General features: G+C 67.3%; 22 protein-coding genes and 1 tRNA gene. 7 read left to right on the plus strand and 16 right to left on the minus strand.

The annotated features are described in order from the left end of the window. Nucleotides 1-19: 19 nt before the first annotated feature. The 4 genes from EV147_RS01750 to EV147_RS01765 all read right to left on the minus strand — a co-directional run bounded on the left by EV147_RS01750 (nt 20) and on the right by EV147_RS01765 (nt 3,587). Nucleotides 20-1,477: a TolC family outer membrane protein gene (locus tag EV147_RS01750; RefSeq protein WP_130389409.1), complete on the minus strand. Its 1,458-nt coding sequence runs from the start codon at nt 1,475-1,477 to the stop codon at nt 20-22. A 110-nt stretch (nt 1,478-1,587) separates the two neighbouring features. Beyond that, nucleotides 1,588-1,911, minus strand: a complete 324-nt coding sequence (locus tag EV147_RS01755) for a rhodanese-like domain-containing protein (protein ID WP_130389410.1) — start codon at nt 1,909-1,911, stop codon at nt 1,588-1,590. A 13-nt stretch (nt 1,912-1,924) separates the two neighbouring features. After that, nucleotides 1,925-2,578: a protein-L-isoaspartate O-methyltransferase family protein gene (locus EV147_RS01760; RefSeq protein WP_130389411.1), complete on the minus strand. Its 654-nt coding sequence runs from the start codon at nt 2,576-2,578 to the stop codon at nt 1,925-1,927. 238 nt (nt 2,579-2,816) lie between these two features. Next, the gene (locus EV147_RS01765) at nt 2,817-3,587 is read right to left on the minus strand and encodes a TetR/AcrR family transcriptional regulator (RefSeq protein ID WP_130389412.1); all 771 of its coding nucleotides are present in this window, start codon (nt 3,585-3,587) and stop codon (nt 2,817-2,819) included. A gap of 256 nt (nt 3,588-3,843) precedes the next feature. Here EV147_RS01765 and EV147_RS01770 point away from each other — a divergent pair, with 256 nt between their 5' ends. From EV147_RS01770 to EV147_RS01780, 3 genes are all read left to right on the plus strand, one after another. Next, nucleotides 3,844-4,128 carry a YkgJ family cysteine cluster protein gene (locus EV147_RS01770; RefSeq protein WP_130391159.1) on the plus strand — a complete coding sequence of 95 codons (285 nt, stop codon included), beginning with the start codon at nt 3,844-3,846 and terminating at the stop codon, nt 4,126-4,128. Nucleotides 4,129-4,141: 13 nt separating this feature from the next. Continuing rightward, nucleotides 4,142-4,708: a DUF1439 domain-containing protein gene (locus EV147_RS01775; protein WP_130389413.1), complete on the plus strand. Its 567-nt coding sequence runs from the start codon at nt 4,142-4,144 to the stop codon at nt 4,706-4,708. An 89-nt stretch (nt 4,709-4,797) separates the two neighbouring features. Beyond that, entirely contained in the window at nt 4,798-5,679 is an 882-nt protein-coding gene (locus EV147_RS01780; RefSeq protein ID WP_130389414.1) for an undecaprenyl-diphosphate phosphatase, read from the plus strand. Nucleotides 5,680-5,724: 45 nt separating this feature from the next. Here EV147_RS01780 and trmB read toward each other — a convergent pair whose 3' ends face one another. From trmB to EV147_RS01795, 3 genes are all read right to left on the minus strand, one after another. After that, nucleotides 5,725-6,513, minus strand: coding sequence for a tRNA (guanosine(46)-N7)-methyltransferase TrmB (gene trmB, locus EV147_RS01785; protein ID WP_130389415.1), 789 nt, complete (start codon nt 6,511-6,513; stop codon nt 5,725-5,727). An 83-nt stretch (nt 6,514-6,596) separates the two neighbouring features. Next, nucleotides 6,597-6,671: transfer RNA gene (locus EV147_RS01790), tRNA-Gly, on the minus strand. Between the two features lie 57 nt (nt 6,672-6,728). Next, nucleotides 6,729-7,139: a hypothetical protein gene (locus EV147_RS01795; protein ID WP_130389416.1), complete on the minus strand. Its 411-nt coding sequence runs from the start codon at nt 7,137-7,139 to the stop codon at nt 6,729-6,731. An 80-nt stretch (nt 7,140-7,219) separates the two neighbouring features. On the opposite strand from EV147_RS01795, the gene EV147_RS01800 reads away from it, so the two are divergent. Beyond that, nucleotides 7,220-7,609 (plus strand): DUF5594 family protein, encoded by a 390-nt coding sequence (locus EV147_RS01800; protein ID WP_130389417.1) that lies wholly within the window; start codon nt 7,220-7,222, stop codon nt 7,607-7,609. A gap of 37 nt (nt 7,610-7,646) precedes the next feature. Here the strand turns inward: EV147_RS01800 and EV147_RS01805 are convergent, their stop codons facing one another. Then, entirely contained in the window at nt 7,647-8,543 is an 897-nt protein-coding gene (locus tag EV147_RS01805; RefSeq protein WP_235844578.1) for an aldose epimerase family protein, read from the minus strand. Between the two features lie 269 nt (nt 8,544-8,812). Here EV147_RS01805 and EV147_RS01810 point away from each other — a divergent pair, with 269 nt between their 5' ends. Then, entirely contained in the window at nt 8,813-9,469 is a 657-nt protein-coding gene (locus EV147_RS01810; RefSeq protein WP_130389418.1) for a glutathione S-transferase family protein, read from the plus strand. Nucleotides 9,470-9,480: 11 nt separating this feature from the next. On the opposite strand, the gene EV147_RS01815 is transcribed toward EV147_RS01810, so the two are convergent. Together EV147_RS01815 and ubiD are read right to left on the minus strand one after the other, a co-directional pair. Further along, the gene (locus EV147_RS01815) at nt 9,481-11,487 is read right to left on the minus strand and encodes an acetoacetate--CoA ligase (RefSeq protein ID WP_130389419.1); all 2,007 of its coding nucleotides are present in this window, start codon (nt 11,485-11,487) and stop codon (nt 9,481-9,483) included. 93 nt (nt 11,488-11,580) lie between these two features. Continuing rightward, entirely contained in the window at nt 11,581-13,098 is a 1,518-nt protein-coding gene (gene ubiD / locus EV147_RS01820; protein ID WP_130389420.1) for a 4-hydroxy-3-polyprenylbenzoate decarboxylase, read from the minus strand. A 639-nt stretch (nt 13,099-13,737) separates the two neighbouring features. Between ubiD and EV147_RS01825 the strand changes: the two genes are divergently transcribed. Beyond that, a complete protein-coding gene (locus EV147_RS01825; RefSeq protein WP_130389421.1) occupies nt 13,738-14,820 on the plus strand; it encodes a transglycosylase SLT domain-containing protein in 1,083 nt (360 codons plus the stop codon). Between the two features lie 81 nt (nt 14,821-14,901). Here EV147_RS01825 and EV147_RS01830 read toward each other — a convergent pair whose 3' ends face one another. The 4 genes from EV147_RS01830 to ribBA all read right to left on the minus strand — a co-directional run bounded on the left by EV147_RS01830 (nt 14,902) and on the right by ribBA (nt 18,430). Next, nucleotides 14,902-16,083 (minus strand): pyridoxal phosphate-dependent aminotransferase, encoded by a 1,182-nt coding sequence (locus EV147_RS01830; protein ID WP_130389422.1) that lies wholly within the window; start codon nt 16,081-16,083, stop codon nt 14,902-14,904. Nucleotides 16,084-16,214: 131 nt separating this feature from the next. After that, a complete protein-coding gene (gene nusB / locus EV147_RS01835; RefSeq protein WP_130391161.1) occupies nt 16,215-16,736 on the minus strand; it encodes a transcription antitermination factor NusB in 522 nt (173 codons plus the stop codon). Further along, complete coding sequence (ribH, locus tag EV147_RS01840; protein WP_130389423.1) at nt 16,729-17,232, minus strand: 6,7-dimethyl-8-ribityllumazine synthase; 504 nt, start codon at nt 17,230-17,232, stop codon at nt 16,729-16,731. The genes nusB and ribH overlap by 8 nt, the downstream gene beginning before the upstream one ends. Nucleotides 17,233-17,314: 82 nt before the next feature. After that, entirely contained in the window at nt 17,315-18,430 is a 1,116-nt protein-coding gene (ribBA, locus tag EV147_RS01845) for a bifunctional 3,4-dihydroxy-2-butanone-4-phosphate synthase/GTP cyclohydrolase II (protein ID WP_130389424.1), read from the minus strand. Nucleotides 18,431-18,640: 210 nt separating this feature from the next. On the opposite strand from ribBA, the gene EV147_RS01850 reads away from it, so the two are divergent. After that, a complete protein-coding gene (locus EV147_RS01850) occupies nt 18,641-19,666 on the plus strand; it encodes a CaiB/BaiF CoA transferase family protein (RefSeq protein WP_130389425.1) in 1,026 nt (341 codons plus the stop codon). On the opposite strand, the gene EV147_RS01855 is transcribed toward EV147_RS01850, so the two are convergent. Together EV147_RS01855 and ribD are read right to left on the minus strand one after the other, a co-directional pair. Next, on the minus strand, nt 19,663-20,283 hold the full coding sequence (locus EV147_RS01855) for a riboflavin synthase (RefSeq protein ID WP_130389426.1): 621 nt from the start codon (nt 20,281-20,283) through the stop codon (nt 19,663-19,665). The two genes, EV147_RS01850 and EV147_RS01855, sit on opposite strands and share 4 nt — an antisense overlap. A 51-nt stretch (nt 20,284-20,334) precedes the next feature. Further along, complete coding sequence (ribD, locus tag EV147_RS01860; protein ID WP_130389427.1) at nt 20,335-21,456, minus strand: bifunctional diaminohydroxyphosphoribosylaminopyrimidine deaminase/5-amino-6-(5-phosphoribosylamino)uracil reductase RibD; 1,122 nt, start codon at nt 21,454-21,456, stop codon at nt 20,335-20,337. Nucleotides 21,457-21,487 lie beyond the last annotated feature (31 nt).

A 21,487-nucleotide genomic window follows, 5' to 3' on the forward strand; every position in this document is an offset into this window, starting at 1 on the left:
ATGGATGCCGCACAGCGGATCAGCTGCGCGGCGTCAGGCTGGCTCGCCGTCCACCGGCGCCGCGTGCCGGCGCCGCCCCCATCCTCGCCTTCTCCGGCAGCCGGTACATCGCCCCGGCCTGTTCCGTCAGCAGCGTATTGATCCGCACCACGTCCTCTTCCGACAGCACGCCGGTCGTGGCCTTCAGCCGCATCCCGTTCATGATCGTGTCGTAGCGCGCCTTGGCCAGGTCCCGGCGCGTGGAGAACAGCTGGGCCTCGGCGTTCAGCACGTCGATGTTGATGCGCACGCCCACTTCATACCCGAGCTGGTTCGATTCCACCGCGCTCTGGGCCGAGCGTTCGGCCGCTTCGAGCGCCTTGACCTGGGCCAGGCCGTTGAAGACACCCGAGTAGGTCTGGCGGGCCTGCTGGGCGGCGGTGCGGCGGGCGAATTCGAGGTCGCTGCCGGCCTTGTCGGCCAGGGCGATGGTCTCGCGTACCCGTGACTGGATCTGGCCGCCGGCGTACAGCGGGATGCTCAGTTGCACGCCGACCACGCCGGAGTTGTAGCGGCTGCCCACGTTGCTGAGCTGCGTGGCGGTGCCCTGGGCGTTGGTATAGCCATAGGACGCCACGAGGTCGACCGAGGGCAGGTGGCCGGCCTTCGCCTTGCTGGTCTCGCGTTGGGCGATCTCGAAGTTGTAGCCGGCCAGCCCGACCTGCGGGTTCGTCTGCTCGGCCTGTGCTGCCCAGGCGTTCACGTCCGCCGGCATCGGGCCGGGGATGGCGGCCTCGGGACGCAGGCCCATCAGTTCGTCCACCGGCTTGCCGGTAATCTGCTGCAGCGTGGCGCGCACCACTTCGAGCGCGCTCTGGGCGGCGATTTCGGTCGAGGTAGCCAGGTCGTAGCGTGCCTGGGCGTCGTTGGCGTCGGTGATGGTCGCCGTGCCGACCTCGAAATTGCGCTTGGCCTGTTCCAGCTGTTCGCCGATGGCCTTCTTCTGGGCGCCGGCCAGGTACAGGTTGTCCTGGGCCGCCAGCACGTCGAAGTAGGCTTGCGAGGCCCGCGTGATCAGGTCGAGCTGCGCCTGCTGGAACGTCACGTCACCCGCCAGCGCGGCCAGTTCGCCCTGCTTGTAGGTTTCCCAGCGGTCCCAGCGGAACAGCGGCTGCGTCAGTTGCAGCGACCAGGTGTTGGCATTGAAGTAGCGATTGGTGTCGACCGGCGAGCTGTAGTCCGCCATGGTCCGCTGCGCCCCGGCCGTGCCGGCAACCTGCGGCAGCAGCCCGGCCCGAGCCTGCGGCAACCGTTCGCGCGTGGCCAGCAGTTGCGAGCGGGCGCTGGCGAACTGGGCGTCATTGGCTTGCGCGTCGTGATAGACCTGCAACAGGTCCGCCGCCGAGGCAAATGGCATGGGAAGCCAGGTCAGCAAGGCAGCCGCCAGTACCAGGGGTTTCCTGGCCGCGGCGGGCACGGCGGAAAGCGCAAGACTCATGACATCTCCAGCACGGCGGCGCGTTACGCGGCCAATGTTCGGTTACTGCAACAAGTGATACGACAGCGGCGACTGGCGACGGGTCCGGCGCTGGCCGGACCCCGGGACAACTAGTATTGCGGGACGGACGGATCGACCTGGGTCGCCCAGGCGTGGATGCCGCCGGTCAGGTTGTAGACCTTCGCGTATCCCTGGCGCTCCAGGAACGCGGCCACCTGCATGCTGCGCGCGCCGTGGTGGCAGATGCACACGATCTCGGCGTCCTCGTCGATATCGTTCAGGCGGGCCGGAATCTGGCCCATCGGGATATGCGTGATGCCGGGCATGGCGGCGGTGCGGATCTCGAGATCCTCGCGCACGTCGAGCAGCACCGGCCTGGCGCGGCCGGCGTCGGCCAGCCACTGTGCCAGTTCGGGAGCGGTAATTACCTGCATGGCCGTTTCCCGATCAGAACTTGAAGCGCGACGGCTGGGAGGCGCCCTGCAGCGGGCGGGCCAGCGTTTCGAACAGGTTCACCACCTTGTAGTCGGTCTCCGACACGCGCGTGATCAGGCGCGCTTCCATCACCGGCGCGGTGCCGACGATGGCCACGATGCGCCCGCCCACCTTGACCTGCGACAGGATCGAAGCGGGCAGCTCGGGCACCGATGCCGACACGCAGATCACGTCATAGGGCGCCGCCACGGCCCAGCCGTCGGCCGCGTTGCCTTCGGCAACCTCGACATTGGTCACGCCGGCATTGGCCAGGTTCTGGCGCGCCAGTTCCACGAGTTCGGGGCGGATTTCCACGCTCAGCACGTGGCGGGCGCGGTTGGCCAGCAGGGCGGCCATGTAGCCGGAACCGGCGCCGATTTCCAGCACGTTCTCGTGCTTGCGCACGTTCAGGTCCTGCAGCAGGCGGGCCTCGACGCGCGGGGGCAGCATGTTCTCGCCGCCGGGCAGCGGAATCTCCATATCCACGAAGGCGAGCGCGGCGTAAGCCTGCGGCACGAACTGCTCGCGCTTGACCACGGCCAGCAGGTCCAGGATTTCCTGGTCCAGCACGTCCCATGGGCGGATTTGCTGTTCGATCATGTTGAATCGGGCTTGTTCGAGGTCCATCTTGCCTTTCCTTCCAGATACTTGCGGGGGTGCGATGCCGCGCGAGTGTTGCCTCGCCGCCAGCGCTGTCATTCGTTCCATGCCGGGCGCGCCCCGTCCGGGCTGGCCGCCAGGGCGGCGATCGGCCGGGAAGTTGCGCAAAAGCCCGCTATTTTACTCCGACGCGCCGCGCCGGCAGCCAAGTCCGTGAGCGGCGTTGCGCGGTGGCACGCCGCCCGGCCAAAAAACGCTCCGGCTGTCATGCCTGGCCGTCCTCGGGGTCGTCTTGTGACGATTGCGCCGCACGTTCGGCCATCAGTTCGTCGCGGATGCGTTCCCAGACGTAGGGACCCTGCTGCGCAGGCAGCGGGGTGTCGCGTGCAGGGCCGGTAGTCAGGCCGAACAGCAGCATTTGCAACAACTGGTCGATGAATGCATCGGGGTCGATCGCCGGCATGTTGACCTGGCTGAACGACTGGCGCCAGAGCATCAGGAACACGAGGGGCGCGCAGAGCAGCGTGGTGGACGGATTGGCCGGCACGTCGCGGAACTCGCCGCGCGCCACGCCACGCGCCAGTACACGCGCAAAAATGGCGTCGCCGGGGCCCATGACCTCGTCCTGGTAGAACTGGGCGATATCGGGAAAATTGCCGGATTCGGCGATGATCAGCTTGGTCAGGCCAGCCACGCGGGTGGAGCCAATCAGCCCCCACCAGCCCAGCAGCAGTTCGCGCAGCAGTTCCGGCGTGGTCCCCTCGTAGGTATCGACGAGGTCGGTACCGCGCGCCAGCGCCGGCACCATGTTCTCGCGGACCACTGACTTGAACAGCTCTTCCTTGTTGGCGAAGTACAGGTAGACCGTGCCTTTAGACACCCCGGCGGCGGCGGCCACGTCTTCGAGACGGGTGGCCGCGTAGCCGCGCTCCACGAACAGGTCCAGCGCGGCCGCCACCAGTTCCTGCGGACGCGCGGCCTTGCGCCGGCTCCAGCGCCGGGTGTCGGATTCGTTCTTGGGCAGGGCAGGGGTCACTGGATGACGGTGCGGCGCCAGGCAGGCGCGCAATGCGTTAATAACTGGTCGGTCAGTAATGTAGAGGACAGCCCGCACGCGGTCAAGCCGCCACAGCCGCCGGACTTGCGCCGTCCTGATTCTCTGGCGCCTGTGACGCAACTGTGACGCACGTGTTGCGCTTTGTTTCAGGTCGGCCATACCGGGTCAGGCACAATGGGCGCCTGCTTTTTGCGGGCGTGACGTGATTGACGGCGTCCGACGATGAACCTTGATGATGTCCTGCGAGTCTGATTCCACTTGCCGCCCCGGATGTGGCGCGTGCTGCATAGCGCCCTCGATTACTTCCGCCCTGCCCGGCATGCCGCACGGCAAGGCGGCCGGCGAGCCCTGCGCGCAGTTGCTGCCTGACATGCGTTGCGGCGTCTTCGGGCAGCCGCAGCGCCCGGGCTTCTGCGGCGGGCTGCGGCCCTCGGCCGAGATGTGCGGGGAGTCGCGCGAGGCGGCCCTGGTCTGGCTGACCCGGCTCGAGCACGCCACCGCGCCGGCCCCTGTTCCTTGATGGAGATCGATGCATGATCGTTCTGACGCGCCGGCGCTGGCTGGCCGTGGCCGCGGCAAGTGCCGCGGCGGCCGGGCTGGGCCTGGCCGGTTGCAGCGCATTGCGCAGCGAGTACACGTTTTCCCAGGACCAGCTCCAATCGGCGCTCGAACGCAAGTTCCCGTTCAACAAGCGCTATATGGAACTGTTCGATATCCAGCTGGCCAATCCGCGTCTGGCGCTCGATTCCACCCGGAACCGCGTGACGGTGACATTTGACGCCACGGTGGATAACCGGTTGTTCTTCCGCCAGCCGCTGACCGGACGCTTCGCGCTGGACAGTGCACTGCGCTATGACCCGCCGAGCCATTCGCTCGTGCTGCAGGACCCCGAAGTGCGGCAGTTCGACGTCCAGGGATTGCCGGGCCAGTTCGCCCGGCAGCTCAACGCGCTGGGCGGCATTCTGTCGGAACAGTTGCTGCAGGATTATCCGCTCTATACATTCAAGCCTGAACAGCTGCGGCTGGCGGGCAGCAGCGTGGAGCCCGGTACAATCACGGTCCTGCCTGACGGTATCAACGTCAAGATCAACCGGCCGTAATTCCAGACGAACAATAATGGCGATGCGCCAATGGTGTATCGCTGGCGGAGTTCCGCTTCGCCTTTTCGCGCCTACTTTTTAGAGTCCATATGGATATTGCCCTCGCACTCAAGGCTGTCATTCTCGGGATCGTCGAAGGTCTGACTGAATTCCTGCCCATTTCCAGCACCGGCCACCTGATTCTCGCGGGCCAGTTGCTTGATTTCAACGACGAAAAGGGCAAGATTTTCGAGATCGTGATCCAGTTCGGTGCGATCCTCGCCGTCTGCTGGGAATTCCGCAAGCGCATCGCCACGGCAGTGGGCGGGCTGGCTTCCGATCCGCTCCAGCAACGTTTTGCCATCAACGTGGTCATCGCCACGCTGCCGGCCATCGTGCTGGCATTCGTGTTCGGCAAATGGATCAAGGCCCATCTGTTCAACCCGATCTCGGTCGCCCTGGCCTTTATCGTCGGTGGCGTGGTGATCCTCTGGGCCGAATGGCGCGAGGCACGGCGCGGCATGGTGTCGCATCCGCAGGGCAATGCGCTGCTCGAAGCCGCCAAGGCTGGCGCGCCGCGCATCGAATCGATCGACGACCTGAACTGGCGCGATGCGCTGAAAGTGGGTTTTGCCCAGTGTTTCGCGCTGGTGCCGGGTACGTCGCGCTCGGGCGCGACGATTATCGGCGGCATGCTGTTTGGCCTGTCGCGCCAGGTGGCCACGGAGTTTTCGTTCTTCCTGGCGATTCCCGTGATTTTCGGGGCAACGGTCTACGAACTGTACAAGGCCCGCGCGCTGCTTTCCGCCGACGATTTTGGCATTTTCGGCATCGGCTTCGTCTTCGCGTTCCTGTCGGCGTTCCTGTGCGTGCGCTGGCTGCTGCGATTTGTCGCCACGCACGATTTCAAGCCGTTCGCGTGGTACCGCATCGCATTTGGCCTGATCGTGCTGGTGACGGCCTGGACCGGCATGGTGGCGTGGCACGCCTGATTCCCTGACCCGGAATAAACGAAGGGGGCCGGTTGGCCCCCTTTGTCATTGTTTGCGGAACACCACGTCCCAGACTCCGTGACCGAGCCGTAATCCGCGTTTCTCGAACTTGGTGACCGGCCGATAATCGGGACGCTCGGCAAAACCGCCGTCAGCCTGCGACGTGTTCTTCAGCGTCGGCTCGCCCGACAGCACCTCGACCATCTGGTGGGCGTATTCCTCCCAGTCGGTGGCGCAATGGATATAGCCGCCCGGCTTGAGCCGGCTGGCCAGCAGCTTGACCAGCGGCGGCTGCACCAGCCGGCGCTTGTTGTGCCGTTTCTTGTGCCACGGATCGGGGAAGAAGATATGCACGCCGTCGAGGCATTCCTCGGTCAGCATGTGGGCGATGACCTCGACCGCGTCGTGGTTCATGATCCGCACATTCTCCAGCGACCGCTCGCCGATCAGCTTCAGCAGCGCGCCAACACCGGGTTCGTGCACCTCGCAGCCCAGGAAATTGTCGTCGGGCCGCACCCCGGCGATATGCGCCGTGGTCTCGCCCATGCCGAAGCCGATTTCCAGGATCGACGGCGCCTGGCGGCCGAAGGTAGCCGCCCAGTCAAGCGGCTGCGGCTGGTAGGGCACGATGAACTTCGGCCCCAGATCGTCAATGGCCCGCTGCTGCCCCGTGGAGGTACGACCCGCGCGCCGCACGAACGAGCGGATTCGCCGCGGATGCGCGACATCCTTGCCGGCGCCGGCCTCGGCGTGGGCCGCGTCTGGAGTCTGTTGCGGGTCGCCGTCGGCGTCATCGCCCGGCAGCGTGTCGGAATGGGTATCTTGGGGAAGCATGGCAACAAAAAACCGCCGGGCGATTGCCGGTCATCGGTCGACCGGGTGCCAGAGGCGGTTTGTGGCGATTTGTCAGTGGAAGGTGGAGCGGGCGATGGGAATCGAACCCACGTCTTTAGCTTGGGAAGCTAAGGTAATGGCCATTATACGACGCCCGCTATGGCTTACTGGGGGCGGATTGTAGCATGGCTGCGCCGGGATGCCCCCCGCCCCCCTCACAGCACGCTGCGCGCGAGAAAGAACGTTGCGGCCACCAGTGCCGAGCCGAATCCCGTGACGAAAGTCACCAGGCGCCAGGTCTGGCCGTTCAGTGCCGCGTGGAGGTCGGCCTTGGTGGCGGTGTCGTCGAGCCGCGCCTCGATGCGCGCCACCTTGTTCTCGATATTGCCGAGCCGGGTGTCGATCTGGTCGACCTTGGCCTTGACGCGGTCCAGCCGGTGGTCCAGCCCGTCGGTGCGGGTCTCGACGCCGGCGAGACGCCGGTCGAGGATGCCAAACCGTTCCAGCATCTGTTCGCGCACCGCGCAGAGCTTCGCGTCGAGCGCGCCGAACTGGCGGCCGATCGATTCGGCCCAGCCGTTGGTTGTGGCCGGTGCGCCGAGCGCGCCGCCGCCCCGAATGTCCATGCTCTTTTCCATTCTCATCTGACCCCTCAAGTCTTTTCCGGGCGCACAATGGTTGTCGCCGATCAACAATCGCCCCCATCGTGCATCCCATCCCTGCCCAACAATTCAATGCCGAGTGGCTTCCGCGCATCGTGGAACGCCTGCTCCGGCTCTCCCATGGCACGCTGCAAGCCGAGATACTGGCGCCGCCGCGGCCCGATCTTCCGGCCTGCCTGCGTATCTGGGCCGCGCCGCGGTCCAGTCCGGGGCGCTATCCGCATCCGCTCGACATCACCCTGTCCTGGGATAACCGCGAGGTCGACCGCCTGTTCGATGCCGGCGGCAGTGCCCGGTTTGCCGAATATCTCGACGCATTGCCCGGCAAGCTCGACGCGTGGCAGGAACCGCGTCAGATCGATCTCGGCACCCGCACCCAGGCCGATCCCGTGGTGCTGATCGGCGGGCTCGATTTCGAGCATCTGATGCGCTAGCCGGGGGCAAGGCGCCGTCCACGATTCTCGCGCAACGCTAGCGGACCGTCACCGTGCAGACGGCCGTTTCCGCGTCTCCGGGCTTGATCCATCGCAAGCCATGTCCGTGATCGATGGCGTTCGGCAATCCCAGCCAGGGTTCGACGCAATAGAAGTCGGCGTCGTCACGTTCGGTCCAGGTCGTCACGGCGTACCAGGGGGCTGAGGTGGCGGGTCCGTCCATGGCGATCTCGATCGTGCGCGCGGTGGTTTGCAGCCGGGCTGTGCCGGGCGCATGGAGCACGTGGAAGGTGTCCTGCAGCCGGGCGTCGTCGAGCGCGTACTCCGCCTCGCCCGGCTCGGCCCGTGTCAGCGTGCCGTCTGCCGCTTGCCGGACCCGTGACGCCGGCGGCAGGGCAAGGCGGCTGCGCGGCCGGTCGCCATGGGGCAGGGCGAAGTAGAAGTGATGTCCGGCGTAACAGGGCAGGGCTGCGGTGCCGGTATTGCGGGTGTGCAGCGTGGCTTCGAGCCCGTCTGGCACCAGCCGGTAGGTGGCCGTGAAAACGAAGTCGAACGGATAGCCGGTGCGCGTGGCATCGGACGAAGCGAGCGACAGCCTCACGCGGTCTTCGGCAACCTCCGAAACGACGAACGGCAGGTCGCGGGCAAAGCCGTGCTGGGGGAGGTCGAGCACCGCGCCATCGCTGTTTCGCCATTTCCCCGGTTCGCCCGAGACAAAGTGCCGGCCGATGAACGGGAACAGCAGCGGATTGCCGCCGCGCACCTTGGCCGGGCGGGACCAGTCGGCCGTCTCCGGCCAGTAGAGGATGTCCCGGCCGTCGAGTACCCAACGCACCAGCCGCCCCCCGAAGGCCGGGGCCACCAGCAGGTAGTTGTCTTCATGGCCGATGCGGAGCAGGTCCTGATCCTGGAAGCGCTGGGTCGTGGTCATCATGAAAGAGGTGAGGAGCAGCGGGAACCCAGAGCGTAGCGCAACTTGGCATGGCGCTTGCGCAAGGGTTGCTCAAAGCGGCAGTGAGACGTTTGAGCAAAAAAATAGCGGTTTTCTGGCTCAAACGTCTCACCGGTTCCAGCCGCCCCGGTTGCCGGGCGCTGCCGCGTGCACCGCCCCGGTGCGGCAGGCGGCGCAAACTGGCGGAATCGGCCAGCGCCGCCGATACTGCAAGCGAACATGACGCCCGCCACAGGCGGAGGGAGGGACGTGTGGCCGAGACAACCCTGACCATCAGCGTGAAGACCTACTCGTCGTGGTCGCTGCGCGGCTGGCTGCTGGCACGTTTTGCGGGGCTGGAGTTCCGCGAGGTGCTGGTGCCGCCCGACGATCCCGCCGTGCGCGCCGAAATCCTGCTGCTGTCGCCGTCGTTCCTGGTGCCGTGCCTGCGCCACGAAGGCGTGACGGTCTGGGATACGCTGGCGATCGGCGAATACCTCAACGAGATCCGGCCGCAGGCCGGGCTGCTGCCGGCCGACCTGGCCACCCGCGCGCACTGCCGCGCCGTTTGCGGCGAGATGCATTCGGGCTTCGGCGCCATGCGGGCCGCGCTGCCGATGAACCTGAAAGGGCATTTCCCCGGCATCAAGGTCTGGTCGCGGGCGCAGGCCGACATCGACCGCATCGCCGCCATCTGGACCGATTGCCTGACGCGCTATGGCGGCCCCTACCTGTTCGGCGCGCAGCGCACGATGGCCGATGCCATGTACGCGCCGGTGGTGACCCGTTTCATCACCTACGGCGTCCAGCTCGACCCGCCGCTGATGGCGTTCTGCCGCACCATCCTGGCCATGCCCGAATTGCAGGAATGGATTCGCGCGGCGCGCGAGGAGCGCGACGAGATCAACGAGCTGGACGTGGACGCCTGACGCCTGACGCTTCAGGCCACGCGCGGCTGCCGGGCCAGGTAGGCCGCAGCGTAGTCGAAATACCAGTCGAGGCAGTCGGGGTTTGCCATCGCGTCGCGGTTGGCGATGCTCTCCGGTGCGTGCCCGAGCAGCAGCTTCTTGATCGGCACCTCCATCTTCTTGCCCGACAGCGTGCGCGGCACGCCCGGCACCTGCACGATCTCGTTGGGTACATGGCGCGATGACAGCGCGGTGCGGATGCGGCCGCGCATGGCGTCGCGCAGCCCCTCGTCCAGCGCCTGGCCGTCGCGCAGCACCACGAACAGCGGCATGTACGACTCCCGCCCCAGGTATTCGAGGTCGACCACCATGCTGTCGAGCACCTCGGGCAGTTCCTCCACCACGCGGTAGAGTTCGCTGGTGCCCATGCGGATGCCGTGCCGGTTGATCGTGGCGTCGGAGCGCCCGTAGATGACCGCGCCGCCGCGCGGCGTGATGCGGATCCAGTCGCCATGGCGCCAGGCGTGCGCATAGAAGTCGAAGTAGCTGTGCCGATAGCGCTGGCCGTCCGCATCGCCCCACAGGAACAGCGGCATCGACGGCATCGGCTCGGTGCACACCAGTTCGCCCACCGCGTCGATCAGCGGCTGGCCGTTGTCGTCGAACGCCTCGACCCTGGCGCCCAGGCAGCGGCACTGCATCTCGCCGGCATGCACCGGCAGCAGCGGGCAGCCCGCCACGAACGATCCGGCGAAGTCGGTGCCGCCCGACATCGGCGCCAGCCAGATGTCGCGCCGCACGTGTTCGTAGATCCAGCCATAGGCTTCCTCGGGCAGCGGCGAGCCCGTGGACCCGATGCCGCGCAGCCGCGACACATCGGCGATTTGCGCCGGCTCCACGCCGGCCTTCATCGCATTGGTGAAGAACGCCGCGCCGGCGCCGAACATCGTCACGCGCGCCGCGTCCACAAAGCGCCACAGCACCCCGGCATCGGGCCAGGCGGGGTTGCCGTCGTAAAGCGCGATCGTGGTGCCCAGCAGCAGGCCCGCCACCTGCGCGTTCCACATGATCCAGCCGCTGCTGCTGTACCAGTGGAAGACGTCGTCCCGGCCCAGGTTGTTGTGGAACGCCATGAGCTTCAGTTGCTCGATGACGATGCCGCCGTGGCCGTGCACGATCGGCTTGGGCATGCCCGTGGTGCCCGACGAGTAGACGATCCAGAGCGGATGGTCGAACGGTACCGGTTCCACGGCCAGCGGCACGTCGTGCGCGAGCATATCGGCCCATGTCTGGCGGCGCACCCGTGCGCCGGTCTCCACGGCCGTGCCGAGCGCCGGCACGATGACCACGTCGGTCAGCGAGGGCAGGGCCGCCACGAGATCGGCGATGACGGGCGCCCGGTCGTAGGCCCTGCCGCCGTACCGGTAGCCATCGACGGCGATCAGCACCCTGGGCTCGATCTGGCGGAAGCGGTCGATCACCGCCACCTGGCCCATGTCCGGCGCGCAGCCAGACCACACCGCGCCCAGGCTCGCGGTGGCCAGGAAGGCAATGACCGTGGCCGGGATGTTGGGCAGGTAGCCCGCCACGCGGTCGCCGCGCCGGACACCCATCTGGCGCAGCCCATGGGCCACCGAGGCCACCTGCCGTTCGAGATCGCCCCAGGAAATGTCGGCCAGCGGCTGGGCCTCGCCGGCATGGCGGATTGCCGGGCGCTGCGCGGCATCGCCGTCGCCGGCTGCGTGGCGGAAGACCTGCTGCACATAGTTGAGCGTGGCGCCTTCGAACCAGCGCGCGCCGGGCATCTGGCGGCTGGCCAGCACCTGGGCCGGCGGCGTGTCGAAACGCACGTCGAAGTAGTCGGCGATGGACTGCCAGAACGCCTCGATTTCGGTCACGGACCACTGCCAGAGGCTGCCGTAGCCGTCAAAATCGAGCGCGCGCTCGCGGCGCAGCCAGTCCATGTAGGCGGCGAGCTGGCTCGCCTGGGCGAACGCCGGCGAGGGCGTCCACATCAGCTTCCCTGCTTCGAGGGTCATGTTGTCTCCTCCGTGGCCCGTCTGACGCGGGCCATTAGAGATGGCGGGATGGATGGTCGGCAGATGATAGCCGACCCCCGGCCCGCCCGCCTGTCAGCGCGCCGGCTCGAACAGCGTGTCCCAGATCTCGTCCACGCGCGACTTGACCGCCGGGTCCATGCGGATCGGCGTGCCCCATTCGCGCGTGGTTTCGCCGGGCCACTTGTCGGTGGCGTCGATCCCCATCTTCGAGCCCAGGCCCGAGACCGGCGAGGCGAAGTCCAGGTAGTCGATCGGCGTGTTGTCCACCATCACGGTGTCGCGGCTCGGGTCCACGCGCGTGGTGATGGCCCAGATGACCTCCTTCCAGTCGCGCGCGTCGATGTCGTCGTCCACCACGATGATGAACTTCGTATACATGAACTGGCGCAGGAAGCTCCAGACCCCGAACATGACGCGCTTGGCATGGCCGGCATACTGCTTCTTCATGCGTACCACGGCCATCCGGTAGCTGCAGCCTTCGGGCGGCAGGTAGAAATCGGTGATTTCCGGGAACTGCTTCTGCAGCAGCGGCACGAACACCTCGTTGAGCGCCACGCCCAGCACGGCCGGCTCGTCGGGCGGCTTGCCGGTATAGGTGGAGTGGTAGATCGGGTCGCGGCGCATCGTGATGCGGTCGATCGTGAACACCGGGAACCAGTCCTGCTCGTTGTAGTAGCCGGTGTGGTCGCCGTACGGGCCTTCCAGCGCGTGCTCGTAGCCCGAGGGGTGGCCCGGATCGGGCTGGATATGGCCTTCGAGCACGAACTCGGCCGAAGCCGGCACCGACAGCTCGGACAGCGTGGGCGTCAGGCAGCCGGCCAGCGCCGTGCGGCTGCCGCGCAGCAGGCCGGCGAACTGGTATTCGGACAACGTGTCGGGTACCGGCGTGACCGCGCCGAGGATCGTGGCCGGGTCGGCGCCGAGCGCCACGGCGATCGGAAAGGGCTGGCCCGGATGCGCCAGCGCATGCTCGCGGAAATCCAGCGCGCCGCCCCGATGGGCCAGCCAGCGCATGATGACCTTGTTCCGGGCGATGACCTGCTGGCGGTAAATGCCGAGGTTCTGGCGCTTCTTGTGCGGGCCCTTGGTCACGACCAGGCCCCACGTGATCAGCGGCGCGGCATCGCCGGGCCAGCAGGTCTGGATCGGCAGGCGCGCCAGGTCCACGTCGTTGCCTTCCCAGACCACTTCCTGGCAGGCGGGGCTGCTCACGCGCCTGGGCGCCATGTCCCAGACCGATTTGGCCAGCGTGAACAGCTTGCCGGCCTCGCGTATGCCGCGCGGCGGCTCGGGCTCCTTGAGCGCCGAAAGCACGCGCCCGATGTCGCGCAGGTCTTCGAGCGACGCGGCGCCCATGCCGAGCGCCACCCTTTGTGTCGTGCCGAACAGATTTGCCAGCACTGGCACTTTATATATATCGCCATCGTCGCGGCGCGGCTGCTCGAACAGGATGGCCGGCCCTTCCGCGCGCAGCACGCGGTCGCAGATCTCCGTCATTTCGAGGTTGGGCGAGACCGGCGCGCGCACGCGCCTGAGGTCGCCCCGTTGTTCCAGCTGCCCGATGAAATCGCGCAAGTCTTTGTATTGCATGATGAAATCCGAACGAAATGTGGCGTCGCGCCAATCCCGGGCGCGTCGCGGCGATGTGTGTGACGATACACACCGGCCCTCAAAGGCGCAAAAAAATCGTGACAGTGCGAGGACGAAATTGTAAGCATTTTACGAGTTGACCCGAATGCGCATTGCTGCGCGAGGCCAGATGGGGCTTGCGATTGGGGGCTTCGCACCGGTCTCAAAGTGTCGTAAAAAGCTTAGTTACATATTTCTGAAAGTAGTGATTTGCTGATTTATTATTCTTGACGGGTTATAAAAGGGTTCCTACAATCCGGTCTGCTCTGTGGGGTGTTGCGCTGCAACATAGCTTCCTTGCCTCTGTCAAGAGGTGGCAGCGAAAAAAGTAGCGGCGACATTTCCACCCTGATCGTCATCAAGCGGCCCCGAGGAGGTGCCCGATGCACGGTCCCCTGGCGGGAGGCCAGGTCGTCATGAGTTTAGTAGCAGGGTATGGCTCCCCAAGCCGTACCCTGCATCCCGTTGGGCGCATGGGGAGCGCCCGCCAACAGATGCTGGACACCCCTGCTAGGTGGCGCAGCATCCTTACTTGAATACGTTGAGATCGGGCACGCGCAGTTTTCGGGCGCGCGCAGCGGGCAGCGGATGGAGGTAAGTATGAGCGGTTGGAAAACCCTTCATCTTCCCGGCATCGGGCGGGCATTGCAGGTCCGCGTACGACAGCCGGTACCCGGTGTGAGCCGCGCGCTTCAGGTGCGACTGGCCCATCCGGTGGCAGGTCGCGCCTTGCTGCGCGGCAGCCGTACGACCTTGAAGTACGCCCTGAACAGTCTCGGGGTGTTGTCGGTGGCCGCGGCGGTCACGCTGACGGTCAGCCCGCAATGGCGGACCTCGCTTGCTGGCGCGCTGGCAGGCAGTGAAGCGCCTGCCGTGCTGGTGGAAGCCGCCGTGAGCGAGGCCAAGGCCGAACTCCCGCTGGTGGCGGCGGCCATCGCCGCGCCGGCCACGTCGGCTGACGCTGCTGCTGCCCGCCTGCTGGCGACCGTCCCGGCAACGGGCAAGGGCCTGCCGACCGTGTCGGGCGTGGACGAATGGAGCCACACGCCGGCCGGCAAGGTTCCGTCGGTGGCACACCTGGCCGCACAGATCCCGGTGCAGCGCGTGGCGCTTGACGCCCGCTACACCAGCGCGCTCGGTTCCGCCCGCGAACAGGCGGCCGTGGCCGAGTACATCGCACGCAAGTACCGTGTGGCGTCGCAGGCGACGGCGCAGCTGGTCAAGGCCGCGTACATGACGGGCCGCGAGGTCGGCATCGATCCGCTGCTGATCCTGGGCGTGATTGCCATCGAGTCGAGCTTCAATCCGTATGCCGAGAGCGGCGTCGGGGCGCAGGGCCTGATGCAGGTCATGACCAAGGTTCACTCGGACAAGTACGAAGCCGTGGGCGGCGTGGCCGCAGCGCTGAACCCGTACGCCAACATCAAGATCGGTGCGCTGGTGCTGAAGGACTGCATCGCCCGCGCCGGCACGATCGAGGGCGGCCTGAAGTACTACGTGGGCGCCACGACGCAGACCGACGGCGGCTACGGCGCCAAGGTGCTGGCCGAACGCGGACGCCTGCGCGCGCTGCTGGGCCTGTCCAACGCCGCGACGGCCCAGGCCGCCGCGGATGCCAAGGCGCAGGACCACCAGAACGGCGAGAAGCTGGAAGCCGCGAGCGGTACCGCACAGGCGGCCTGATCGTCCGTACCGGCTGGTTGCAGCAAAAAGAAAGGGCACCCTACGGGGTGCCCTTTCTGCTTTCCGCGCGGCTGTCGGAAGTCAGCGCAGGAAGTGATGCATCCGGTCCATCGCCTCCTCGATATTGGCCATCGAGGTCGCGTACGAGATGCGGATGTAGTCGCGCGCCGTATGCGGACCGAAATCAGTGCCGGGCACCATGACCACGCCGGCATCGTGCAGGATGGCCTGGGTCAGCTTGTCGGCATCGCCGGCAGCGGGGTGGTTGACGTGGCGGCAGTCGGCGTAGACATAGAAGGCGCCGTCGGGCTTGACCGGTACGCGCAGGCCCAGCGCCTCCAGCGCGGGCAGGATGGCATCGCGCCGGCGGTGGAATTCGGCCTTGCGCTCGTCGTAGATCGCCAGCGCTTCCTTCGAGAAGCACGCCACCGCCGCGTGCTGGGCCACGGCCGAGGCGCAGATGAACAGGTTCTGCGCCACTTTTTCGAACGCCGGCACCAGTGCATCGGGCACCACCAGCCAGCCCAGGCGCCAGCCCGTCATGTTGAAGTACTTCGAGAAGCTGTTCACGGTCACCACGTTCTCGTCGAGCGAGAGCGCCGATACCGGTGGGGCGTCGTACGAGAGCCCCTGGTAGATCTCGTCGACGATCGCAAAACCGCGCCGTTCGCGGACTTCCGCAAGGATGGCTTTCAGCTCGTCCGGCAGGATCGAGGTGCCGGTCGGGTTGGACGGCGTCGCCAACAGCACGCCGCGCGTGGTCTCGCCCCAGTGCTGGACGACCTGCGCCGCCGTCAGCTGGAAGCGCTCCGCCGGACCGCTCGGGATCATCTTCGCCTGGCCGTCGAAGGCCGCCACGAAATGGCGGTTGCACGGGTAGCTCGGGTCAGGCATCAGCACTTCGGCACCGATATCGACCAGCACCGCGCAGGCCAGCAGCAGGGCGCCCGAGGCGCCGGCGGTCACGATCACGCGCCGCTCGGGGATGTCGAGGCCGTAGGCCGTCTTGTAGTAGCCGGCAATCGCCTCGCGCAGTGTGTGGATGCCGAGCGCACCGGTGTACTGCGTGACGCCGCGCCGCATGGCGACCTCGGCGGCGTGCACCACCGGGGCAGCCGCCGTGAAATCGGGCTCGCCGATCCCCATGTGGATGATGTGCCGCCCCGCGCGTTCGAGCTCGGCGGCCTGCTTGGCCAGCTCCATGACGTGGAAGGCTTCGATATTGGCCAGGCGCGACGCGGTGGCAAGGTGCTTGGGGTCCATGGCAGTCTGGGGTGGCAAGCGGTCAGGAAAGAGAGCGGGGAGGCGTCGCGCGGTGCGGCCACGCCTCAGAAGCATAGTCGGCGTAAAAAAACCCGCCGAGGCGGGTTGGGGTGCCGGGGCGGGCGGCGGCCTCAGCGGCGCGCAGCCACTTCGGGGGCGCGCACTTGCGCGGCCAGCTTGTCGAGCACGCCGTTCACGTACTTGTAGCCCTCCACGCCGCCGAAGGTCTTGGTCAGTTCCACGGCTTCGTTGATGACGACCTTGTACGGGATGTCCAGGCAGTGCACCAGTTCGTAGCTGCCTACCAGCAGCGCGGCACGCTCGACCGGCGACAGTTCGTTGACGGTACGGTCCAGGAACGGCTCGAACGCGGCGGTCAGCTTGTCTTCCTCGCGCACGGCGCCGTTCAGCAGCGCATCGAAATGCTCGCGGTCGGCCTTGTTGAAGCCCTGGGCGTCATGCAGGTGCGCCTGAATTGCACCAATATCGTTGCGATTCAGCAGCCACTGGTAGAGGCCCTGCAGCGCCAGTTCGCGCGAGCGGCGGCGTGCGCTCTTGGGCGGCGCCTTGGGCTCGGTGCGGGGCTTGGCGCCCGCCGGCTTGCCGGCCGCGTCCTTCTCGTCGCGGTCGCCGGTGTCGTTGACGTCACTCATCATCTTCCTCTTCGTCGTCGGCCTCGTTCTCGCGCAGCGAGTCGAGCGCCACCACCAGATTGGCCATTTCCACGGCGGTACGGGCGCAGTCGCGGCCCTTCTCGCGGGTGCGGGCATGGGCCTGCTCGTCGGTATCGACGGTCAGGATGCCGTTGGCCACCGGCACGTTGAAGTCCAGGCTGATGCGCGAGACACCGGCGCCGGCTTCGTTCGACACCAGCTCGAAGTGGTAGGTCTCGCCGCGTACGACGGCGCCCAGCGCCACGAGGGCGTCGAACTGGCCGCTCTCGGCCATCTTCTGCAGGGCCAGCGGCACTTCCAGCGCGCCGGGTACGGTCACCAGCAGCGTGTCCTCGCCTTCGACGCCGAGTTTTTCGAGTTCGGCCAGGCAGGCCTCGCGCAGTTCGTTGCAGACCGGCTCGTTGAAGCGGGCTTGCACAATCCCGATCCGCAGGCCTTCACCGTCGAGGTTGCTTTCGTAGAAGCCGTGATCCATTGTCAGTTCTCCGTTGTTTCGTTCCGGCACGGGCAGGCGCCAGTGCCGCATGATTTCGTGTTGCCGCGTGTCCGGCCTTGCCTCAATCGCAGGACGCCTCGCCTTCCATGGCCTCGCAGCCGACGATCTCCAGATCGTACCCGGTCATGCTCGGCATTTTTTGTGGCGATCCCAGCACTCGCATCTTGCCGACGCCAACGTCGCGCAGGATCTGCGCGCCCATGCCGTAGGTCCGCAGGTCGGGCTTGCGGCGCGGGCGGTCCTCGGGGGCGTCGAGCGCGGCAAACTGCGTGAACAGCTGGTCGGCCGAGTCGTCGCAGTTCAGCAGCACCATGACGCCGCTGTCGGCGCCGTGCAGCGCTTCCAGGGCGGCCGGCACGCTCCACGAGTGGGTGGTCCGGCCCGCTTCGAGCACGTCGAGTACCGAGAGGGGTTCGTGCACGCGCACCAGCGTCGGGCGTTCCGGATGCGGCTGGCCCTTGATCAGGGCCAGGTGCGCGCGGCCGGTGGGCTTGTCGCGGTACATCACGCTGCGGAACGTGCCCCAGGGCGTCTGCATGTCGCGCTCGCCCACGCGTTCGATGATGCTTTCGGTGCGGCTGCGGTAGTGGATCAGGTCGGCGATGGTGCCGATCTTGAGGTCGTGCTCGCGTGCGAACTCCACGAGGTCGGGCAGGCGGGCCATCGTGCCGTCGTCCTTCATGATCTCGCAGATCACGGCGGCGGGCGTCAGGCCGGCCAGGGCGCCGAGGTCGCAGCCGGCCTCGGTATGGCCGGCGCGGATCAGCACGCCGCCCGGCTGGGCCGTCAGCGGGAAGATGTGGCCCGGCTGGACGAGGTCCGAGGCGCGGGCGTCCTTCGCCACGGCCGCCTGCACGGTGCGCGAGCGGTCAGCGGCGGAAATGCCGGTGGTCACGCCCTCGGCGGCCTCGATCGAGACCGTGAAGTTGGTGCCGTGCACGGTGCCGTTGCGCGACACCATCGGATACAGCTCCAACTGGCGGCAGCGTTCGGCCGTCAGCGTCAGGCAGATCAGGCCGCGGCCGTACTTCGCCATGAAGTTGATCGCTTCAGGCGTCACGAAATCGGCCGCCAGTACCAGATCGCCCTCGTTTTCGCGGTCTTCCTCGTCAACGAGAATGACCATGCGGCCGGCGCGGATGTCGGCAATGATGTCTTCGGTACGGGCGATAGTCATGGCTGGGGCGACGTTTGATGACAGGCGGGTGCGGATGGCGGGCAGGGCCGGGGGCATGGCGCCACCGGCGAAATCAAGGCCGCTATTGTACGCCAAGGCGTGTGCCAGCGCCCTCGCCGCCGGGCAGGTTTCCCCGGGTTCGTCCCGGTTGCGCCCAAGTGCGGGGCGCGGCATATGGATAGGACAGATCTGAGACACCGGAGATATCGCATGACCCTACCGCTGCAGGGCGTTCGCATCGTCGAGTTCGAAGGGCTCGGGCCCGGGCCGCTGGCCGGCCGCATGCTGGCCGACATGGGCGCCGACGTGACCGTGGTCTCCCGCCGCCAGCTTGGCGCGGTGGCCGAACGGCTCGGCGGCGACAAGCCCAGCCCGCTGCGGCGCGGCAAGCGCATCGTGCCGCTCGATCTCAAGCAGCCGGATGGACTGGCGCAGGCGTGGCGCCTGCTGGCCGAAGCCGACGCCCTGATCGAGGGCAACCGGCCCGGCGTCATGGAGCGCCTGGGGCTGGGGCCGGCCGATTGCGCGGCGCGGCATCCGAAGCTGGTCTATGGCCGCATGACCGGCTGGGGGCAGACCGGCCCGCTGGCGCAGACCGCCGGGCACGACCTCAACTACGTGGCGCTGAGCGGCATGCTCTCGCTGGCGGCCCGCCCCGGCGAAGCGCCGATGACCCCGCCGACCGTGCTCGGAGATGCCGGTGGCGCGCTGGGACTGGCCTTCGGCCTGGTCTGCGCGATCCTCGAAGCCCGCTCGACCGGCCGGGGCCGGGTGGTGGACGCGGCAATCGTCGACACGGTGGCCATGCTCGGCGGCATCGCGCTGTGGGTCCGCAACAACGGGCAACTCGACGGACCCGAGCCGAGCCCGTTCCACGCATCGCCGTTCTACGATGTCTACGCGTGCGCAGATGGCCGGCACATCACGATCGGCGCGCTCGAACCCCAGTTCTACACTTTGCTGCTCGACAAGCTCGGCCTGTCCGACATCGATCCCGCACGGCAGTACGACACCGCAACCTGGCCCGCGCTCAAGCAGCGTTTTGCCGAAATCTTCCTGAGCCAGCCGCGCGCCCATTGGGACGCGCTGCTAGGCGGCACCGACGTCTGCTATGCCCCGGTGCTCAGCATTGCCGAGGCGGCGCGCCATCCGCACAACGTGGCGCGCGGGCTGTTCGTCGCGCATCCGGACGGCACGCTCGATACCGGGGGCGCGCCGAAATTCTCGTCGGACTAGGCGGCCTCGCCCGACGCCGAGAGCATGCGCTCCACGTAGCGCGCGATCAGGTCGATTTCCAGATTCACGCGCTTGCCGGCCGCCAGTTCGTTGAGCGTGGTGACTTCCACGGTGTGGGGAATCAGGTTGATCGAGAACACGCAGCCGTCGGCCTCGTCGCTGACGGTGTTCACGGTCAGCGAGACGCCGTTGACCACCACCGAACCCTTGTACGCCAGATAGCGCCCGAGTTCGCGCGGCGCCCGGATGCGCAGTTCGTGCGATTCGCCGACCGGTGCGAATCGCACCACCTCCCCGAGGCCGTCGACATGGCCCGACACGAGGTGGCCGCCGAGGCGGTCCGCCAGACGTAGCGCTTTCTCCAGATTGACGCGTCCCGGCTGGTCCAGGCCAACGGTCTTGTCCAGCGATTCACGTGAGACGTCCACGTCGAAATGGCCCGCCTCCAGCGTCACCACGGTCATGCAGGCGCCCTGGATGGCGATGCTGTCGCCGATGCCGACGTCGGACAGGTCCAGGCCACCGGCGGCTACGCGCAGCCGCACGCCGGCCTGGGCGTCACCCAGCGGGGAAACCGATTCGATGCGGCCCACGGCCGCCACAATGCCAGTAAACATGTCTTGCCTCTCGGAAATGCGGAAATGCGGAAATGCGGAAATACGTTGTGTTCAGTGCTGCGCCTCGGCGCGCCGCGCGATCAGCCGCAGGTCGTCGCCGATCTGCCGCACTTCGTGCCAGCGGAACGCCACGGCGTCGTCCAGCTTCGCCAGCGGCGGCAGGTTGAACATGCCCTGCGCGTCGCCGAGCAGGCGGGGCGCCAGATAGACCAGCAACTCGTCGGCGCAGCCCTCGCGGATCAGCGATCCGTTGAGCTTGAAACCGGCCTCGACATGTAGTTCGTTGATGCCGCGCTGGCCCAGTGCCTCCAGCATCCGGCGCAGTTCCACCTTGCCGTGCGGGTTCGGCAGGACCACCACCTCGGCACCGCGCGCTTCGAGCGCGCGCTGGCGCGCCGCGTCTTCCACGGCGCAGAAGACCAGCACGGGTTTGGCGAAATCGCCACTGTCGCGGTGCAGGATCTGGGCGTCGAGCGGTACTTCGAGCCGCGAATCCACCAGTACGCGCTGCGGCTGGCGCGGCGTGTCGATGGCGCGCACGGTCAGCGCGGGGTTGTCGTCGCGCACCGTGCCGATGCCGGTCAGGATGGCGCAGGCGCGCGCGCGCCAGGCGTGGCCATCGTCGCGCGCTGCCTGCCCGGTGATCCACTGGCTCGTGCCATCGTGGAGCGCGGTACCGCCGTCCAGCGATGCCGCCACCTTGACGCGCACCCAGGGCAGGCCGCGCGTCATGCGCGACACGAAGCCGATATTGAGGTCGCGCGCCTCTTTTTCCAGCAGGCCGCAGCGCACGTCGATGCCGGCATCGCGCAGCCGCTGCAGGCCGCGTCCCGACACCGACGGATTGGGGTCTTCCATGGCCGCCACCACGCGGGCGATGCCCGCGCGGACCAGCGCGTCGGCGCACGGCGGCGTGCGTCCGAAGTGACTGCACGGCTCCAGCGTGACGTAGGCCGTGGCGCCAGCGGGATCGTGGCCGCGCGCAATGGCGTCCTTCATCGCCTGGATCTCGGCGTGGTCCTGCCCGGCCGGCTGGGTGAAGCCCTGTCCGATGACCTGGCCGTCCTTCATCAGTACGCAGCCGACGCGCGGGTTGGGCGTGGTCGTGAACATGCCGCGCGCGGCAAGCGCCAGGGCCTGCTCCATGGCGGTGTAGTCGGAAGCGGAGAACATGGCTGGTGAGTCGGGTCCTGAGAAGGCTGGC

This window comes from Cupriavidus agavae (assembly GCF_004217045.1).
Classification (GTDB): Bacteria; Pseudomonadota; Gammaproteobacteria; order Burkholderiales; family Burkholderiaceae; genus Cupriavidus; species Cupriavidus agavae.

Excerpts from the sequence above, each read along its gene's own strand:
- EV147_RS01750 (WP_130389409.1), bottom strand. The coding sequence starts at position 1,477 with ATGAGTCTTGCGCTTTCCGCCGTGCCCGCCGCGGCCAGGAAACCCCTG.
- EV147_RS01755 (WP_130389410.1), bottom strand. The coding sequence starts at position 1,911 with ATGCAGGTAATTACCGCTCCCGAACTGGCACAGTGGCTGGCCGACGCC.
- EV147_RS01760 (WP_130389411.1), bottom strand. The coding sequence starts at position 2,578 with ATGGACCTCGAACAAGCCCGATTCAACATGATCGAACAGCAAATCCGC.
- EV147_RS01770 (WP_130391159.1), top strand. The coding sequence starts at position 3,844 with ATGTCCTGCGAGTCTGATTCCACTTGCCGCCCCGGATGTGGCGCGTGC.
- EV147_RS01775 (WP_130389413.1), top strand. The coding sequence starts at position 4,142 with ATGATCGTTCTGACGCGCCGGCGCTGGCTGGCCGTGGCCGCGGCAAGT.
- EV147_RS01780 (WP_130389414.1), top strand. The coding sequence starts at position 4,798 with ATGGATATTGCCCTCGCACTCAAGGCTGTCATTCTCGGGATCGTCGAA.
- trmB (WP_130389415.1), bottom strand. The coding sequence starts at position 6,513 with ATGCTTCCCCAAGATACCCATTCCGACACGCTGCCGGGCGATGACGCC.
- EV147_RS01795 (WP_130389416.1), bottom strand. The coding sequence starts at position 7,139 with ATGGACATTCGGGGCGGCGGCGCGCTCGGCGCACCGGCCACAACCAAC.
- EV147_RS01805 (WP_235844578.1), bottom strand. The coding sequence starts at position 8,543 with ATGATGACCACGACCCAGCGCTTCCAGGATCAGGACCTGCTCCGCATC.
- EV147_RS01815 (WP_130389419.1), bottom strand. The coding sequence starts at position 11,487 with ATGACCCTCGAAGCAGGGAAGCTGATGTGGACGCCCTCGCCGGCGTTC.
- ubiD (WP_130389420.1), bottom strand. The coding sequence starts at position 13,098 with ATGCAATACAAAGACTTGCGCGATTTCATCGGGCAGCTGGAACAACGG.
- EV147_RS01825 (WP_130389421.1), top strand. The coding sequence starts at position 13,738 with ATGAGCGGTTGGAAAACCCTTCATCTTCCCGGCATCGGGCGGGCATTG.
- EV147_RS01830 (WP_130389422.1), bottom strand. The coding sequence starts at position 16,083 with ATGGACCCCAAGCACCTTGCCACCGCGTCGCGCCTGGCCAATATCGAA.
- nusB (WP_130391161.1), bottom strand. The coding sequence starts at position 16,736 with ATGAGTGACGTCAACGACACCGGCGACCGCGACGAGAAGGACGCGGCC.
- ribH (WP_130389423.1), bottom strand. The coding sequence starts at position 17,232 with ATGGATCACGGCTTCTACGAAAGCAACCTCGACGGTGAAGGCCTGCGG.
- ribBA (WP_130389424.1), bottom strand. The coding sequence starts at position 18,430 with ATGACTATCGCCCGTACCGAAGACATCATTGCCGACATCCGCGCCGGC.
- EV147_RS01850 (WP_130389425.1), top strand. The coding sequence starts at position 18,641 with ATGACCCTACCGCTGCAGGGCGTTCGCATCGTCGAGTTCGAAGGGCTC.
- EV147_RS01855 (WP_130389426.1), bottom strand. The coding sequence starts at position 20,283 with ATGTTTACTGGCATTGTGGCGGCCGTGGGCCGCATCGAATCGGTTTCC.
- ribD (WP_130389427.1), bottom strand. The coding sequence starts at position 21,456 with ATGTTCTCCGCTTCCGACTACACCGCCATGGAGCAGGCCCTGGCGCTT.